Origin of the sequence: Almyronema sp. (assembly GCF_052168255.1) — a bacterium.
Taxonomy (GTDB): domain Bacteria; phylum Cyanobacteriota; class Cyanobacteriia; order Phormidesmidales; family Phormidesmidaceae; genus Sphaerothrix; species Sphaerothrix epifaneia.
The window spans coordinates 65061-81906 of record NZ_JBQLZL010000027.1 but is presented as its reverse complement, the minus strand read 5'-3'; the positions used below and the strand labels follow the sequence as shown (position 1 = coordinate 81906).

Annotated in this window: 13 protein-coding genes; 6 read left to right on the top strand and 7 right to left on the bottom strand. The window is 50.5% G+C overall.

Translation table 11 applies throughout. The annotated features are described in order from the left end of the window. Nucleotides 1-19: 19 nt before the first annotated feature. A complete protein-coding gene (locus ACTS3T_RS04830) occupies nt 20-1528 on the bottom strand; it encodes a TrkH family potassium uptake protein (RefSeq protein ID WP_377964499.1) in 1509 nt (502 codons plus the stop codon). Between the two features lie 63 nt (nt 1529-1591). Next, nucleotides 1592-2017 (bottom strand): potassium channel family protein, encoded by a 426-nt coding sequence (locus tag ACTS3T_RS04825; RefSeq protein ID WP_462934817.1) that lies wholly within the window; start codon nt 2015-2017, stop codon nt 1592-1594. Between the two features lie 660 nt (nt 2018-2677). Between ACTS3T_RS04825 and gcvT the strand changes: the two genes are divergently transcribed. After that, nucleotides 2678-3775, top strand: coding sequence for a glycine cleavage system aminomethyltransferase GcvT (gene gcvT / locus ACTS3T_RS04820; protein WP_377964495.1), 1098 nt, complete (start codon nt 2678-2680; stop codon nt 3773-3775). Here the strand turns inward: gcvT and ACTS3T_RS04815 are convergent. Genes ACTS3T_RS04815 through ACTS3T_RS04805 form a run of 3 tightly spaced genes read right to left on the bottom strand, consistent with a single transcriptional unit; the run spans nt 3772 to nt 6377 of the window. Then, nucleotides 3772-4668 (bottom strand): hypothetical protein, encoded by an 897-nt coding sequence (locus tag ACTS3T_RS04815; protein WP_377964493.1) that lies wholly within the window; start codon nt 4666-4668, stop codon nt 3772-3774. The two genes, gcvT and ACTS3T_RS04815, sit on opposite strands and share 4 nt — an antisense overlap. Further along, entirely contained in the window at nt 4665-5168 is a 504-nt protein-coding gene (locus ACTS3T_RS04810; protein WP_377964491.1) for a hypothetical protein, read from the bottom strand. Before ACTS3T_RS04810 ends, ACTS3T_RS04815 begins: the two co-directional genes overlap by 4 nt. Nucleotides 5169-5183: 15 nt before the next feature. Beyond that, nucleotides 5184-6377: an MFS transporter gene (locus tag ACTS3T_RS04805; protein ID WP_377964489.1), complete on the bottom strand. Its 1194-nt coding sequence runs from the start codon at nt 6375-6377 to the stop codon at nt 5184-5186. A gap of 369 nt (nt 6378-6746) precedes the next feature. On the opposite strand from ACTS3T_RS04805, the gene ACTS3T_RS04800 reads away from it, so the two are divergent. The 4 genes from ACTS3T_RS04800 to ACTS3T_RS04785 all read left to right on the top strand — a co-directional run bounded on the left by ACTS3T_RS04800 (nt 6747) and on the right by ACTS3T_RS04785 (nt 11348). Beyond that, nucleotides 6747-7871, top strand: coding sequence for an aromatic ring-hydroxylating dioxygenase subunit alpha (locus ACTS3T_RS04800; protein ID WP_377964487.1), 1125 nt, complete (start codon nt 6747-6749; stop codon nt 7869-7871). Nucleotides 7872-7883: 12 nt separating this feature from the next. Beyond that, nucleotides 7884-9170 carry an aminotransferase class I/II-fold pyridoxal phosphate-dependent enzyme gene (locus ACTS3T_RS04795; protein WP_377964485.1) on the top strand — a complete coding sequence of 429 codons (1287 nt, stop codon included), beginning with the start codon at nt 7884-7886 and terminating at the stop codon, nt 9168-9170. Between the two features lie 85 nt (nt 9171-9255). Next, nucleotides 9256-10392, top strand: a complete 1137-nt coding sequence (locus ACTS3T_RS04790) for a hypothetical protein (RefSeq protein ID WP_377964483.1) — start codon at nt 9256-9258, stop codon at nt 10390-10392. Beyond that, nucleotides 10389-11348: an NAD-dependent epimerase/dehydratase family protein gene (locus ACTS3T_RS04785; protein WP_377964481.1), complete on the top strand. Its 960-nt coding sequence runs from the start codon at nt 10389-10391 to the stop codon at nt 11346-11348. Before ACTS3T_RS04790 ends, ACTS3T_RS04785 begins: the two co-directional genes overlap by 4 nt. Here ACTS3T_RS04785 and murQ read toward each other — a convergent pair. Next, on the bottom strand, nt 11334-12281 hold the full coding sequence (gene murQ, locus ACTS3T_RS04780) for an N-acetylmuramic acid 6-phosphate etherase (protein WP_377964480.1): 948 nt from the start codon (nt 12279-12281) through the stop codon (nt 11334-11336). The genes ACTS3T_RS04785 and murQ overlap by 15 nt on opposite strands. Before the next feature lie 148 nt (nt 12282-12429). Here murQ and ACTS3T_RS04775 point away from each other — a divergent pair, with 148 nt between their 5' ends. Beyond that, nucleotides 12430-16326, top strand: a complete 3897-nt coding sequence (locus ACTS3T_RS04775; protein WP_377964478.1) for a PAS domain-containing protein — start codon at nt 12430-12432, stop codon at nt 16324-16326. A gap of 63 nt (nt 16327-16389) precedes the next feature. Here the strand turns inward: ACTS3T_RS04775 and ACTS3T_RS04770 are convergent, their stop codons facing one another. Further along, nucleotides 16390-16779, bottom strand: a complete 390-nt coding sequence (locus ACTS3T_RS04770) for a DUF3110 domain-containing protein (RefSeq protein WP_377964476.1) — start codon at nt 16777-16779, stop codon at nt 16390-16392. Nucleotides 16780-16846 lie beyond the last annotated feature (67 nt).

Here is a 16846-nt window from a genome sequence, read left to right as displayed (position 1 = left end):
CCGTAGCGGTTTTATGGGGTCACCTTTTACTCAGGTGGCGCAGCGGCATTGATAGCAGCAGCAAAACGGGGATAATTTCTAAGCGCCCCATCCACATCAGCAGCATCAGCGTTAGCTTGCCTGCCCACGGCAACATTGGCCCCGTAATACCGCTGCTCAGACCAGCACTGCCTAAAGCTGAAGCAACTTCAAAAACGACATCCGCCAGTGTATATTCTGAGCCAACGATATGCACTAAAACCACTGTGCCCACTGCCACCAGGCTGAGCCAAAGAACCGCTAAAACAGCGGCTGATTCAATTTGCCGATTCGCCTCTTGAGGAGAGACAACCCGGCCATCTAGCTGATAGCGCATGAGCTGATGAGGGCGTAATCCAGTACGCTCAAAGCGCCAAGCCACAGCTTTGTAGAGAGAAATGACCCGGTTTAGCTTTAGCCCGCCCACAGTAGACCCCGAAGCCGCCCCAAAAATCATGCCTAAACTGAGCAAAAGCTTAGCGCTCAGACTCCACTGCTGCACGTCTAAACTCGCAAAGCCACAAGTTGTCAACGCCGAAACCCATTGAAAACCAGCATTTAGCCCCTGAACACGACCGCTGTACCAGTACACTTCAGCCAAGAGCAAACCAAACCCCAAAGCCAATAAAAGCCACAAAGCCCGGTGCTGGGCATCTCCCCAAAGTGCCTTTAAGCGCCGCCGGGTCAAAAACTGAAAGTGATTGGCAAAGCTGATTGCCCCCAAAATCATCAGCACTATCACTGCTAGCTGCTCTCTGGCTCCATAGGCTGCCATGCTGTTGTTGGTAACGCTAAAGCCACCCGTTGAAATGGCCGTCATGCTATGATTTAGCGCTTCCCACCAGGGCATACCCGCGATGCGAAGTAATAAAATTCCTGCAAGGGTGTAAAGCAGATAAATCCACCAGATGTTGCGAACCGTTTGTTGCAAAGTGATGCCAATACGACGGCTCCGCCCTTCTGCAAAGTAAAGGTTTTCAGAACTGGTAGCAGGTTCTAAAACCGCAATCATCAAAACAATTACCCCAACCCCCCCAATCCACTGCATAAAAGAGCGCCACCACTGTAAGCTGTGGGGCAACACCGCTTCACGAATCGTCATGGTTAGCCCTGCACTGGTAAAACCTGATGTCGCTTCAAACAGAGCGTTCCAGGGGCTTTGAAAATAGGCAATGGTGGGTAAAGCCGGAGGGGTACCCACTATAGAATCGGCGATCAAAAGAAATGGCAGCGCTCCAAAAACAGGAATAACCGCCCAGCTCAGCGCAACGGTAATCAAAGCCTGACGTAGCTTAGAAGCACTGGCTTGCCGAAATAGCCGAAACAAGCCTTGCCCCGTTATCAGCGCTGCGATCGCCGTTAGCAGAAAAGGAACCACCGCATAATATTCACCTGCTAGTAGACAAATCGGCAAGCTCAGCAGCGCCATCGCTGCCGGAATGTGAATTAACAATCCTAAATCGCGCAGAACTGTTTTGAGATAAGGATTTATGCTCAACCTGGCAATCATCAATCAACTGCTTCAAGCCGTCGGTTTCAGCGAGTTAACTGGAAGCAACACCCGCAAAACCGACTAGCCTTTCTTAGCTTCAGACCTAGACTTTTCAATTAACCGATAAAGCTGTTGAGCAATAATGGCGGCTGGATTTGCCAACACTTTAACCCCTAAACGCTCAAACATAGAGTGATGCTTAGGCTCATTGATAATGCTAACTAGGGTTTCAATCCCGTATTCTCTACCCAGAAACATAGCCATCAGATTGGCAGAATCATCTCCCGTAGCCGCTACGATCGCATCTGCGGTTTCTGCCCGGGCCTCTTCTAAAATATCGCCCTGAGAAATACTGGCTTGAAAGACATCAATGTTTTTGTGCTTCTTTAAGATATGGCGGGCTTGGTCTTCATTGCTTTCAATCAGAGCCACCCGGTGGCCTTGGTCAATCAAAATATCGATTAAGTTGTCACTTTCAGGGCTTGCTCCAACCACCAGTATGTACATGAGTCACCCGTTCAGCGCTTTACAAAGTTTTCCTGAGAGAAAATCATAATCAACAGCCAATTCGGCTGACAATTCGCCTAATGGTATAGATACTAAGCTACTTGCAAATTTGCTTTAGCTGTCTCAGCTATCGAGCGATCGCGTTTACCTAAGCCGGGGTTGCTGATTCAAGGTATGAATCGAACGTTGAATCCTTTGAAAGTTCAACCAAAAACCCGAAAAATCATACCGCTATTCAGTAATGCCTCCCTAAACCCATTGTCTTTAAAATAGCGCTGACAAATTGTTGAGCTTCTGTCCCATTAGCATCCCCTGATCAGCACCCAAACAGCCATCGAGCCAGGCTAGAGAACCTGATTAATCTATTTCCTCTTGACGAATTTTGGCGAAAGTTGAGCATACGGTCAGTCACCCGCTTAACTCATCCCATGAGCCGCTGATGTCTCACCGCTTGACTCCTCAGTTAGCTCAGCAGCAACCTTCAGCCCCGATCAAGGCGTGAGTCAAACAGATCATTTTTGCCAAACTGCCTACACCATCCGAGAAGCCGTTACTATAGCGGTAGCCACCAGCATTGAGACACTCCAATGGCTAAGAGCCTTTAACAGAAAAGCTTTCCTGCTGATCTCTGCCCTTTGCCTTCTACCTTTAACTAATCACATGACCTTATCGCGGACGCCCCTGTATGCCTTAGCGCTAGAAAGTAAAGCGCGCTTTACTGACTTTTCAGGTTGGGAAATGCCTGTGCAGTATAGCGGTATTAAGCAAGAACACGAAGCTGTTCGGCAGGCAGCAGGCATGTTTGATATTTCTCACATGGGTAAGTTTAAGCTGCAAGGTTCAGCCGTATTAGATCAACTCCAGCGGCTGGTGCCGTCTGATTTAAGTCAGCTAGAACCGGGTAAAGCTCAATACACGGTTTTGCTCAACCCCAGCGGCGGCATCATTGACGATCTAATTATTTATTATCAAGGCGTCGATGCTCAGGGCTGGCAGCAGGTTGTCACGATTGTCAATGCAGCCACCACGCCAAAAGACAAAGCTTGGTTACTGACGCAAATTGACTCGACAGAGGCCAAGTTGCTAGATGTATCCTTTGAACAGGCTTTAATTGCCGTACAAGGGCCAGCAGCGATTGCTCAACTGCAAAAACTGGTTGATGCTGACTTAGCGACCGTCAGCCGATATGGCCACACAATGGCAGAGGTTTTGGGTCAGCCAGGGTTCCTCGCCCGTACGGGGTACACTGGCGAAGACGGCTTTGAAGTGATGGTAACTCCTGAAACGGGAGTAGCCCTTTGGCGATCGCTGCAAGAACTGGGGGTAATCCCTTGTGGGTTGGGGGCACGCGATACGCTGCGTCTAGAAGCGGCCATGGCACTTTATGGTCAAGACATTGATGAAACCACCACCCCGCTCGAAGCTGGACTAAAATGGCTGGTGCATCTCGATCGCAAAGGCGATTTTATTGGCCGCTCTGTGTTGGCGCAGCAACAAGCGCAAGGGGTAGAGCGTCGCTTGGTCGGGCTACAGTTGCCAGGGCGCAATATTGCCCGCCACGGCTATGCAGTTCTACACCAGGAAGAAACGGTAGGTCAGGTTACCAGCGGCACCCTTTCGCCAACGCTGGGTTATCCAGTGGCGCTGGCTTATGTGCCAGCCAGTTTGAGCAAAGTAGGCCAAACCCTCGCGGTTGAAATTCGCGGCAAAGCCTACCCGGCAAAAGTGGTCAAACGCCCTTTTTACCGACGGGCTTAAGACCATTGCTGCAAAAAATAAAAAATTTCTTGCGGTAGCGGCAGCCACAGCGGAATTAGTAATAAAAGATTTAGATAAAGGGCTGCCTTAAAGCGCTGCGTCAAAGCACACTGCGCCAGCCCCATCAGCAGCAAAATAGCGGCGAAGCTAAAAACCGGAATGACTGAATAGGTTGAAACCACAAAAATTAGCAGCCATTCATCGCGGTGGAGAAACAGCCAGCGCGGCCAGGGAGATAAAAAGGCGATCGCCACAATTCCTTCAATAAAAATTGTCCAGTAAGACAATGCCACGCTTAAAGCCGACATTAGCGGACTGCTGTTAATCAAAGCGGATTCAGGGCTAGTTGCCGCCTGGATAGTGAGCAATTGATCGTAATTGTCTTGCAGCAAATCCGCCGCGACCCCCCCCAACCAGGTTGCCCCCATAGCCAATCGGGGATCAACCAAAAAAGTCAGGTGCAGAAATGAGCCATCCAAATACTCACCGCCCATAAATTTCCAGGCCGTAGCAAACAAAAAGCACAGGCCAATGAGCAAACGAGCATTCCAGGCAAAGATTTTTAAGGAAAACTGACTAAAAGCCGCGATCGCACAAACCAGAACCCAATAAGTAATCAGGTATTCGTGGTTGACCAACCGCCACCAGAAATAAACATTATTCCAAACCATCAGAGCAGCCAACCCACACCAGGCATAGCGACTCTGAAGCAGTTTGGCCGAAAACAGCATGACGACAGCCAGCCCTTTTTCGGGCAAGCGTTCAGCATGTAGCTCATCAATTCCCTGTAAAGCCACAATAACCAGCGTCAGCCGCAAAATCAGCTGGTAGCGAGGTTGGTTGAGCAAGCGGGTAATGGTTTGCGACCAGCGTTGGCTCCAAGCTTGAATCATTGGCTGACCTCAACTGCTGGCGATATTGGCTCATACCAAATCTGACCTAAATGACGGCGATGATAGGGTCGCCAAACTTGCACCGTTACCTGTTGCAGGCAAGTTTCAGAGGGGTAGTCAACCGTTTGCGCCGCCTGCGCTAAATAGACATTGGGGCGATCGCTCGGCTGCAGGGTAGCCGCCAGCACCTTTTGACCCACAGCTTCCAGCAAAGCCACCTTCGGCACAGTCATGACGTGGATCAGTTCTGCTTCACTCAGCAGTGTACTGGGAGGGCGCAAATCAACTTGAATCATCTGCCCCTGACAAGTAGCCGCCTGCACCTGAATCAGCCGTCGTTCGTCGCGATCGACCGAGGCAAACATGCCAAATCCGCCGCCGTGCCAAGCACTTAGCCCCACCGTATGACTTAACCAAATCTGGCGCAGCGCCACCACCACCAGCAATCCTGGAATTGCCCAACGCTGCAACAGCCTCGCCCTGGCGGTTTTCTCAACCATAGCTCCCCAAATCGTCTACCGTCGTTGCCAGCTTAGAATGCCTATAATAACCGCTATGCCTGCTGCTGCGTAGAAGACGCTACCCCCAGCCGCCTTCCAAACGGAGCCAAAAATGAGGGGAGAGACAAACTGCCCCAGCGAGGCAAAGCCAGTTCCCAAAGCCAGCACCCCCGATCGCTGACTGTCGGGCGATAGATTGGCTAAACCACTATAAAAATTAGGCATCACTAAACCGAACCCTAAGCCAAACAGCAAAGCCGTTAGCAATATCAGCGAAGGATTGACTAAGTTGGGAATTGCCGCCAGAGACAACGCCATACACAAAAAGCCCACTGCAATCGTAGACGATAGGCCAATGGCTTTGGCTAAACGATTGGCTCCCACAGCCGACAGCACGGCTGCTCCGATCGCGCGGGAGGCCAGCACAATACCGTTGAGCAGCGAACTAGCTCCGATCGCAGCTTTGAGATAGAGCGGCGCATATACAACGACGACGTAAAAAATAGCGGAAACGGCAGCTAGTGCCGCAAACAAAAACCAAATTTTGCGCTGTTGTAAAACCTGGCGAATTCCCTGCGCCTGACGCAGGTCAACCGTTTGACTTAACTGCTGAACCTGGCGAGGAAAAAGAATTGCCGCCGCGATCGCAACGGGTAAGCTCAACCCATACAGCCCAAAAGCCCAGCGCCAGTGATATAGCCCCAGCCAGCCCCCCAAAATAGGAAAAACCACCGTGGCGCTAGCTAAAGCACTGGTGGCGTAACCCATCATGCGCGATCGCGCTTCACCGCCATACAAATTGCTGAGCAAGCCAATACTGCCTGCGGCAATACCACCACTGGCAGCCCCAACCAAGCCTCGACACAGCAGCATTGTCCAAAAGTTAGCAGCGATCGCCCCGCCCACGCCAAAGACGGCATAAGCCACCAGCGACGGCAGCAAAATCGGCAAAACCCCCCAGCGATTGGCCAAAAGCCCCAACACAGGACTCGCCAGAGCCGTGGTCAACGTGTGGGCGCTAACCAATACACCCGCCCACCCCGGATCAATCTGTAGCTGCTCAATAATTTCAGGAAACACCGGAGCGACAATCGATCCAGTCGCGCTGGACAAGCAGCCCGCCAGCAGCAACACCAGCATCACGAACAACCGTTGCCGAGACGGAATCAGGCGATCGCTTTGCTGTTTAGGAGAATCACAAACAGACAAGGTAGAAAAAGCAGCTCCAAAGTGTTCAAATAGCGTGTTCTGCAACTATAGCCTGAAAGATTAATATTTGTTAAATCGCTGATTTATTCGCTTTAGCCACGAACCGTCGGCTCTAGCCCCATCTCGATCGGGCTTTTTAGCCGCCGCATCGGGAGAAATTTACCCCGCGATCGCGTCTAGTCAGTCACAACGGGTCGGGTTTGGCTAACCCTGCTGACTAGCTTCTGTTTATCGAAGTTCCTTGGCAGACTTTACGTCCTTTTTCAGGCAGACAGCCTGTGGAATTCACGGTATGCTAAGGGCTATTCAGAAATAATTAAGCTTTATTTCGTAAGATTTATCTTTACGTTACAGTCTCTGCCCTTATCTATGGAATCAGCTGTCCTCAAAGGTCAATCCATTTACAGGCGTGTCCGAGAAACTGGCATCAATCCCAACTACTGGTATCCCGTTAGCTGGGCTGCTCAGCTCAAACCGGGCGAGATTATACCTGTCAGCGTTTGGCAACAAAATATTGCCATCTACCGAGACCACGCTGGGCAAGTTTTCGCCTTAGAAGATGCCTGCCCGCACAAAGGGGTTGAGCTACACAAAGGCGAAGTTCACGGCTCTCATCTCACCTGTCCTTATCACGGATGGGAGTTTAAGGGTTCCGGGGAATGTGTTCACATCCCTTACTTCCCTCGCGACCAGAAACTGCCCTGTGCCCAAGCCCGCAGTTATCCCATTCAAGAAAAGTATGGCATTCTTTGGGTTTTTCCAGGTGATCCAGCCTTGGCTGATCAGCATCCGCTACCCCAAATCCCCGAATACGACGCCAAAGAATGGTTTATGGTTCGGATTCCAGGTGAATTCCAGGCTCATTTTTCCATCTGCAACGAAAACACGATGGATGTGTTCCACGGTTTTTTGCACAAAGAACTCCAGGGCTGGTTTGACCCCATACTTCTAGGTCTCAAACAAACTGAAGCAGATGTTTACGCCGACTATCAGGTGTCTTATCAAGGGGTGCTGACCAAGCTGATGGGTCTGGGGAAAACTGGCAATGGCGTCACCACGCGGACAGTTTCAATTCACTATCAATATCCGCACTACCACAGTTCGCTAGAGGGCGTTTCTTCGCTATATCTTATGCGGCTACCGATCGGGCCAACTTTGACCCGTTCTTTCTCTATGCTGTTTTTGAAGCTGCCGTTGCCGAGTTGGCTGCTTCAGGGCAAGCTTGGAAAACTGCTAGAAAAAGGGGTGTTGCACCAAATATTTCTCAAATTTCTCCACCAAGATGTTGAGATGATGGAAAGTGAGCAGCGCAACTATACGGCAAATCCTCAACGCAATTACGTGGAAGTGAACCCTGCCATCATCGCGCTGCAACGGGTAATTATCGGCCAGTACGAAAAGTTCATGCAACAATCAGATCGGTCATTGAACCCACCAACTGCAGTTGCAAGCGATCGTAATTTTGAACTAGTTCAGGACTCTAAGTGTAGGTGAGAGGAGTAGATTGTGGACGTCGTTAATGACTACATGCAGCATCTTTATGCCAGTGGCCTTTATCCCGACAAGTTTATCTGCCATCAAAAGCAGGGTAACTTGGTCGAGATTGAAGAACAGGCAACGGGTAAGCACCATAAGGTCTTAACTTTTTGTACAAACGATGTATTAGGGCTAGCTCAGGCTGAACCTGTGAAACAGGCAGCGATTGAGTCTATCCTGCAATACGGTACGTCTAATAGTTCTTGCTCAGTTTTAAGCGGTCGGATTGATTTACATCGGCAGCTAGAAGCAGAAATTTCCGCTTTTAAGCATTTGCCTCATACCCACTTGTTTCTCAATGCCTGGATGGCGCTACAAGCGCTCATGGATGGCTTTTGCCACTTGGCCGTGCCAGTTCCGGGGTTCGAGCACACAAGAGAAACCTTAATCTTTACCGACGTGCTCAATCACGGTTGCATTATTTCAGCCGTCGTTAATGCCAGCAATCGCTCTGGCAAGATGTTTAGCCACAGCCCTAACGTCCGGGTAAAGGCTTATCGTCACTGCGATATGGACGATTTAGCTCGTAAGGTGCGCCGCTATGCCCGTCCGGGCGATCGCATTATGGTTGTTTCTGATGCGGTCTTTTCCATGGATGGCGATGTGGTGCCGTTGCCTAAAATGCTCGATATTCTGGAGCACTATCCAGGCAGCGTCGTCGTCATGGATGAAGCCCATGCCAGTGGTGCAATTGGCTCCAAAGGAGAAGGCATTTATGACCACTTCGGCATTACTCCCCAGTCGGTGATCGATCGCGGCATCGTCCCTTTGATCATGACGACGTTTTCTAAGTTTGCCGGATCGGCTGGAGCCGCCATTAGTGCTCCCAACCGCGAACTCATCGACCTGTTGGATGTTTCGCCGACCTCTATCGGTACCATCTCCCTGCCGCCGCCGGTGACAGCCGCCGCGTTAGAAAGTATTCGCCAAGTCCGCCAGCGTCCTGATCTGGTGGCAACTTTGCAGTCGAATACTCGCTATTTGCGATCGCGCCTGATTGAAGCTGGCTTTGATGCGATTGGTGAAACTAACGTCATTCCTGTGATTTTGCCGTCAGAGCTAAAGCCCAAACCCTTTGCTCGCTGTTTGATGGAAGAGTTTGGGCTATGGGTATCGCCCATTTGGTTTATTGCCAAGCCCCGACTGCGGATTACTGCCAACGCGCTCCATACCCATGCGGAGATGGATCAGTTAGTCGAAGCCATGATAGCCGTGCGCGAAAAGCTCTGTGGCTCTGTGGTTCAGTATACGGCCTGATTTTTTAGCCAGTCTCGTTCCCAGGTGGCCACCTGGGAACGACGCTTGCAGCTTCACCGCTTGCTAATGCTGCCCGGTAATCTCCATGACTGCTGTGACAACCCAGTTCGAAATCAAGCCCGTTACCACCCCTGCCGATCAAGCCGCTTTCCTGGCCGTGCCCGATCGCGTTTACCAAGGGGATGCCAACTGGGTGAAGCCGCTGACGTCAAGTATTGAAAAGCAATTTCGGCCTGACAATCCCTTCTTTAGCTACGGCGAACTCCAGCAGTTTGTCGCTTTCTCCCAGGGGCAACCGATCGGTCGCATTGTTGCAGCCATCAATCAGCGTTTGATTGAACGCGAAGGTCAACAGGTGGGGCTGTTTGGCTTTTTTGAATGTATAAATGACGCTGCGATCGCAACCGCGCTATTAGACACCGCCTGTCAATGGCTGCGCGATCGCGATATGCCCCTTGCTCGTGGCCCCATTGATTTATCTACCCACAACAACTGCTTTTTCTTAGTCGATGGGTTTGACACACCGCCCATGGTGATGATGCCCTACAACCCGCCCTACTACGACGACTTGATGAGGCTAGCTGGCTGGCACAAAGCCAAAGATGCCTACGCCTACGATTTACCATTGGCGCAGTCGTTGCCCAGCCAGTTTGAACGAGCCTGCCAAATTGCCGAAAAAGCCGGAATTACCTTTCGCCCCCTTCATACCAAAGGCGAAGCCTTTGAACAAGATTGCCGTAGCCTTTATCAGCTTTTTACCACCGCCTTTGCCCACAACTGGAGTTCTTCGGCTCGCACTGAAGCCGAATTTATGCAAGAAGCCAGGGAGCTACAGCAGCTAGTCGATCCAGATGTTTTTGTCATTGCTGAAGACCAAGGCCAAATGATTGGCTTTTTTATGGGGCTACCTGACTACAACATTCCGCTGAAGCAGGTGAATGGTCGGCTCAACTGGCTAGGCATTCTCAAGTTTCTCTGGTATCGGCGGCAGATCGATCGCGGTCGGGTAATTGCCATCTGCGCGTTGCCAGCCTATCGCCGTAAGATGGTACCGCTGGCGCTAGTTTATCTGGGCATGAAGGGGGGCACCAAAAAGCAAAAACCCTATAAGCAAGCCGAACTTTCTTGGGTGTTTGAAGACAATCTGCCCTCGCGCAAAATTATTGAAGCCTCAGGTGCCCACATCACCAAAACCTATCGCATCTACGAAAAAGCCTTATGAAAGCCTTAGTCACCGGGGCCAATGGCTTCACGGGTTCGCATTTAGTCAAAGCGCTGCTACAGCAAGGGCATGAAGTGGTGGGTTTAGTGCGCCCAACCAGCAATTTGTCTCGGCTGGCCGCCTTAGACTTCCCACTGGTTTATGGCGACATCAGCGATCGCGCCGCCTTAGACAAAGCCATTAGCGGGGTGGATGTTGTCTTTCACATCGCTGCTTATGTAGATTTAGGGATTGTCAAAGCGGCTGAAATGGAGCGGGTCAATGTCGTCGGTACCCGCACAGTGCTAGAAGCAGCGTTGATGGCTAACCCTTCACCCAAGGTGATCTATTGCAGCACCATTGGCGTCTTTGGTGATACTCAGGGTCAGGTGGTGGATGAAACATTTCAACGTACCCAGGCTGACTTTTCTTCGGCTTACGATCGCACCAAATATCAAGCCCAGCAGCTAGTTGATCAAGCAGCAGCCCAGGGTTTGTATACGGTCAGTCTCATGCCAGCAGGCATCCTCGGCCCTGATGACCCCCATTTTGGCCCGGTGATTCAGCTTTTTCTCAAACGACGACTAAAGCTATGGCCGGGGGGCGATCGCCTCACCGGGGTAGTACATGTAGATGATTTGGTGGCGGCTCTCATGCTGGCGGCGGCAAAAGCCCCTGCCGGAGAGCATTACATCATTTCGGCTGGTGAACTCTCAACGCGAGAAATGTTTCAGCTTTTGAGCCAGGAAACGGGCATCTCCGTTCCGGCAGAGCCGCCTGCCTGGTTAGTCAGGCTGTTGGGCAATCTGCTAGAGCCAGTCGGCCGCTTGTTCGCCTGGAACCCGCCGCTGAGCCGAGAGCGGGTTCACTATATTTACGATCGCTGTGTGCGGATTGACGCCAGCAAAGCTCAAAAAGAGCTAGGCTGGCAACCGCGATCGGTGTCAACCATTTTGCGCGAGTTAGCCCAAGCTTAGGCTAGCAAGCGCCTGTCGGAGGTCGCCCTGATGGGCGGCTAAAACTTGCTCAGCAGCGGCCACCTCCAGTTGCCCCCAGTACATCAACAGCGTTAGCTTAACCCGCTGTCCGCTTTTGTCTAGCCAGGTTTCGGCAGTCGCTCGATCTAAGTCGGTGAGGTCGCAGAGAATGCGCAAAGCGCGATCGCGCAGCTTGGTATTGGTGACTGAAACGTCAATCATGCGGTTGCCATAAACTTTGCCCAGCTTGACCATAACCCCCGTTGACAGAATGTTGAGCGCCATTTTAGTCACTGTGCCTGCTTTCAAACGGGTAGAGCCAGCTAACACTTCAGGGCCAACCAGCAACCGAATGTCAACGTCCGCCTGAGCGGCTACCTGCTCAGCCGGAACACAGGCTATAAAAACCGTTTTGGCACCTCGTTGTCGAGCCGCTTTGATTGCGCCATGCACATAAGGGGTAGTCCCACCTGCCGTAATGCCCACAACCACATCCCGCTGGGTAATTTTGTGCATGGCGATCGCTTCCATGCCGTCGTCTTCAATGTCTTCTAACGCTTCTGAGCTGCGTACCAGCGCCCCAGCGCCCCCGGCGATAATGCCCTGTACCTGGTCTGGATGGGTACAAAAAGTTGGCGGACACTCTGCCGCATCTAAAACACCCAATCGACCACTCGTACCCGCCCCTACATAAAACAGGCGACCCCCTCGACGCAGCGCCGTAGCCGTCATCTCAATGGCAGCGGCCAGGGGTTCACGGGCGGCGGCGATGGCGCTGATGGTCTTTTGATCTTCGCGATTGCATAAATCAACAATTTCTAGGCTAGAAAGCTGATCCAGTTGCTGACTGGCAGAATTTACCTGTTCAGTTAAAAGATGACCGCGATCGCTGAAGGAATTCGATTCAGTAGAAGACATCTCAGATTGATGCATCAGCGTCTCTCCCTCAAATTAGCTGCCCTTTACTCTATCAGGCCAATGTCTAAACAGGGGCAAGAGTTAAGCAAGATGGCGGTCTACGGGAAGAATAGTAAATGATAAGGTGTGAACCTAGATTAGCGGCAGGCTAGATGGAGAGGCCGTGAGCTTGACATCCAACATCTCGATTCTGCAAGCAATTGATCGCAATTGTCTTAGGGTTTCGCCCGCTTGTTCGGCTCAAAGCGCGATCGCTCAACTCCATCAAGCTCAGTCAGACTGCCTCTTAATCGTTGATGAAGCCAGTTCAGGCAAAACGAATCTCATCGGTTGGTTCACCGCTCAAGATGTGGTGGGGTTAGTGGCTACGCAGGCTAATCTGTCGGTCTTGAGCGTAGGGCAAATAATGTCACAGCCGCCGCAGATTCTCCAAGCCAATCACCTCAGCGATCGCCTGGTTGTTTTAGAACTTTTGCACCAAAGCCCCCTGCTGGCGCTGCCAGTTGTTGATGGGCAAGGGCAAGTTATTGGTCTCCTGCGATCGCAATCCCTGTTACAACCGCCTGCAACCGAAACGCTTAAGCCTGTCGAAATTCTCTCGGCTCCCTTGCAGCAATTGCTTTCGGTAATGGGAGAAATGGTTTGGGTGTTAGATGCTGAGGGTCGCTACCTGCAAGTGATGCCGACTGAGCTAGAGCGTACCTATCCTTTAGGTCAGAAATATTTAGGCCAAACGCTATACGAACTTTTTGCCGCCACCCAAGCTGATTATTTTGTCAGTCATATTCAACAGGCGCTGTCTACTCAAACAACGGTTGATTGCGAGTATTGTCTCACCATCGAAAATCGCCCCAAGTGGTATAGCGCGAAAATTATACCGCTTTCAGCAGCTTCCATTATTTGGATTGGTCAAGACATTACAGTCTATAAAGCGATCGAAATAACCCTGCTTAGACAAGCAGAAAAACTCACCAAATTCACCCTGAGCTTAAGTCAGCTTCATCGCCTGCAACTTTCCAGCTTTCCAACGTTAGACGATCTCTTTGCCGACTATATTAAAACTGGCTGTGATTTGCTTCACTTTGACCAGGGTTCTATTGGCACCTTTGAAGGCAAAACCTATAGAATGCTGGCAGTCAAGTCTGATATCACTGAACTCAAAGCTAACCTTTCGCTATCCATCGAAAACGTATACTGCCATCAGGTTTTTGAGCAGCAAAAGACAGTCACCTATACGCAGGTTAGTAACACAAATTTACGGTGTCATCCCTGCTATCAACAGTTCAAGCTAGAGTCCTATATTGGCACTCCGATTTGGGTAGATGAAACGCTCTATGGCACCCTCTGCTTTTTTTCAACTGTAGCTAGAACCGAGTTTACCCACTACGAGCAAGAAATCGTTGAGCTAATGGCGCAAAGCATTGGCAAATATCTAAGTGCCATTTATGCAGAAGAAAGACTCAGAGCGCAAAAAAACTTTCTTTACAGCGTTATTGATGCGCCACCCAACTTGATTTTTGCCAAAGATATTAGCGGTAGATTTGTTTTAGCCAATCGCGCCACAGCCGAATTATACGAAACAGTCGTACCTAATTTGATTGGTAAAACTGATGCTGATTTTAACTCCAACAGCGATGAGGTTGAGCATTTTTCCTACTGCGATCGCTACGTATTAGAAACCGGAAAACCTTGTTTTTTTGAAGAAGCTATTACTACAAAATCAGGAGAAGTCAGATATTTCCAAACGGTTAAAAAGCCCATCTCCTCCAGTGATGGCCAGACAAAATTGGTTCTTGGAGTAGCGACAGACATTACCAAACGCAAGCTAGCTGAAAAGTCTTTAGCTCGCCGCGAAGCCCAGTATCGAGATTTAGTTGAAACTTCGCAAGACATGATTTTCGCCACCGATTTAGACGGCCACTACACGTTTGTCAATCAAGCCGTTAAACAAATCTATGGCTATGAACCCAACGAAATGATCGGGCGACACTTTACCGACTTTTTACCAGCCATTTCTTCTCAGTCTCGCCTGCAAAAGTTTGAGCAAATTTTAACCGGGGAAGATTGCCGTCAATGCGAAATTGTCAACCTGGCTAAAGACAACAGCTTAATTTACCTCCTCTTCAACGCCACCGTCGTTCGTGACGAAGAGGGCAATGTAGTCGGGGCTACGGGCACAGCCAGTGACATTACCGCCCTGAAGCAGGCGAGTTTGGCGCTGCGGGAAAGCGAAGCCATGAACCGTGCCCTTTTAGAAGCCATTCCCGATTTAATCATTCGTATGACCAAATCCGGGCGTTACCTGGATTTTCGCCCCGCCAGAGATTTCCAGGTGATGATGCCCCACTCTAATATGCGAGGAGCCAGTATTCATGAAGTGCTGCCTGCCGACATTGTGCAGCAGTATCTGCAGCATGTAGAGCAGGTTTTACAGACGCAACAAACCCATGTGTATGAATACAGTCTCTCGATTGACGGCGAGGTACGTCACCAAGAAGCTCGAATTGCTACCAGTGGTGTAGACGAAGTTGTGGTCATTGTGCGTGATATCAGCGAACGTAAACGGGCTGAAGAACAGCTTTTTCAAGCGAAGGAAGCCGCCGAAGCTGCTAATCAGGCTAAAAGTCAGTTTTTAGCCAGCATGAGCCACGAGCTACGGACACCGCTCAATGCAATTTTGGGTTTCACCCAGATTATGGGGCAAGATAGCGCCCTTAGCCGGGAACATCAAAGCTCTTTAGAAATTGTCAATCGCAGTGGTCAGCACCTTTTGGGGCTGATTAATGACATTTTAGAGCTATCTAAAATTGAGGCTGGCAATATTCAACTAGACGAAGACACGTTTGACCTCTACCAGTTGCTAGACAGTGTGGAAGAGATGTTGCAAGTAAAAGTGGTCGCCAAGCCCTTGCAGCTAATCTTTCACTACGAGGCAAATGTGCCTCAGTACATTTCCGCTGATGAGCGCAAGCTACGGCAAATTTTGCTCAATTTGCTTGACAATGCGATTAAGTTTACCCCTCAAGGAACGGTGCGGCTACAGGTTTCTCAATGTGAACCAGCCCCTAGGCGATCAGGCGATCGCTCCAAGCAAGCTATTGGGCTATCCTTTGCGGTGCAAGACACCGGGCCAGGTTTATCCGCTGCAGAAATCCGCCGCATTTTTCTTCCCTTTGAGCAGGCTCAAGCCGGAAAAAAGTCTTTGCAAGGAACAGGTTTGGGGTTAGCCATCAGCCAGAAATTTGCGCAAGCGATGGGTGGCAGTATCGATATTGAAAGCACACCCGGTCAGGGGGCACGTTTTGATCTGCGAATTCCGGTTAATTTAGCCCAGATTTTTACTACTCGAACCCACCTAACGACGGCACCGCTCACCCTGGCGACTCCGCAGGCAGACTATCGCGTTTTGGTTGTAGACGACGATGCGGTTAGCCGACTGTTGATGAAAAAGATCCTGAAGACGGTGGGTTTTCAGGTGCAAGAAGCGATCAATGGCCAGATGGCGATCGAACACTGGCAAACCTGGCAACCACATCTGATTTTGATGGATACCAAAATGCCGGTGCTAGACGGCTGCGAAACCACCCAGCGTATTCGGACTCAACAGGCTGCCAATCCCGATATTAGGCCACCTGTGATTATTGCCGTGTCGGCGAATGCGTTTGCCGAAGACCAAGCCCGCTGTTTAGCGGCTGGCTGTGATGCTTTTGTCAGCAAGCCGCTACAAAAGGCGCTGCTGCTAGAAAAAATTGCTTGCTATCTATCAGTTCGCTTAGAAGAAGAGGCGGCTGAGGCGGCTGCATCAGCCCTCCCCCTACCGTCTGATCGAGAAGGCTTACAAACGTTGCTGGCAGCAGCCCCGGTCAATTGGGTCAAGCAGCTTTATGAAATGGCGCTGGTAGGTTCTGACCAGCAGTGTTTAGCCTTGATTCAGCAGTTGCCCGCGTCGTCTATAGCGCTGGCTCGTCAGCTAGAAAACTGGGTACAAAACTTTCAATTTGAAGCCGTAATTAATTTTGTGCAAGCCGCTTGCCCAGAGGCGATTACGCCAGAACGTTAACATCTGAGGCGATCGCTAATATCAACCCAACCCTACATTGACTGGCTTCTCTGGCAACGCTGGCTACAGTAAGCCTTCAAGTCGCTGGCGAATTTGATCCAATTCGGCGGCAGATACCCCCCCTTCAGCCGTTGGTGTCGGGAACCCATCAGCCGCCGCCGCGTCAGGATCCCAATCAGTCTTGTCTACATTTTGTTCGGGTGGAATGGCTAGCGTTCCTTCTGGCACGAGCTTGTATTCATAGCCAGCCGCAGCGCAAAATTCTTCAATTTCTTCTAGCTCAAAAGCCTCAACGGCCGGAGAGGGAAGATCTTGAGCCTCTAACATGAGGCTGTAGCGAGCGGCATCTTCTTCATTCTCAAACATCAAAACGACGTTGCGATCGCCTGCTTTTAAGGTGTGAATGCCCTCATTTTCAGAGCGAGCATTAAACAAAATGACAAAAATGCGCATTGACTTGTCTCAGTTTCACAAGTATCGATGTGATTTTATCTTAGTGGTCGCAGGTAACCTAGAGGCC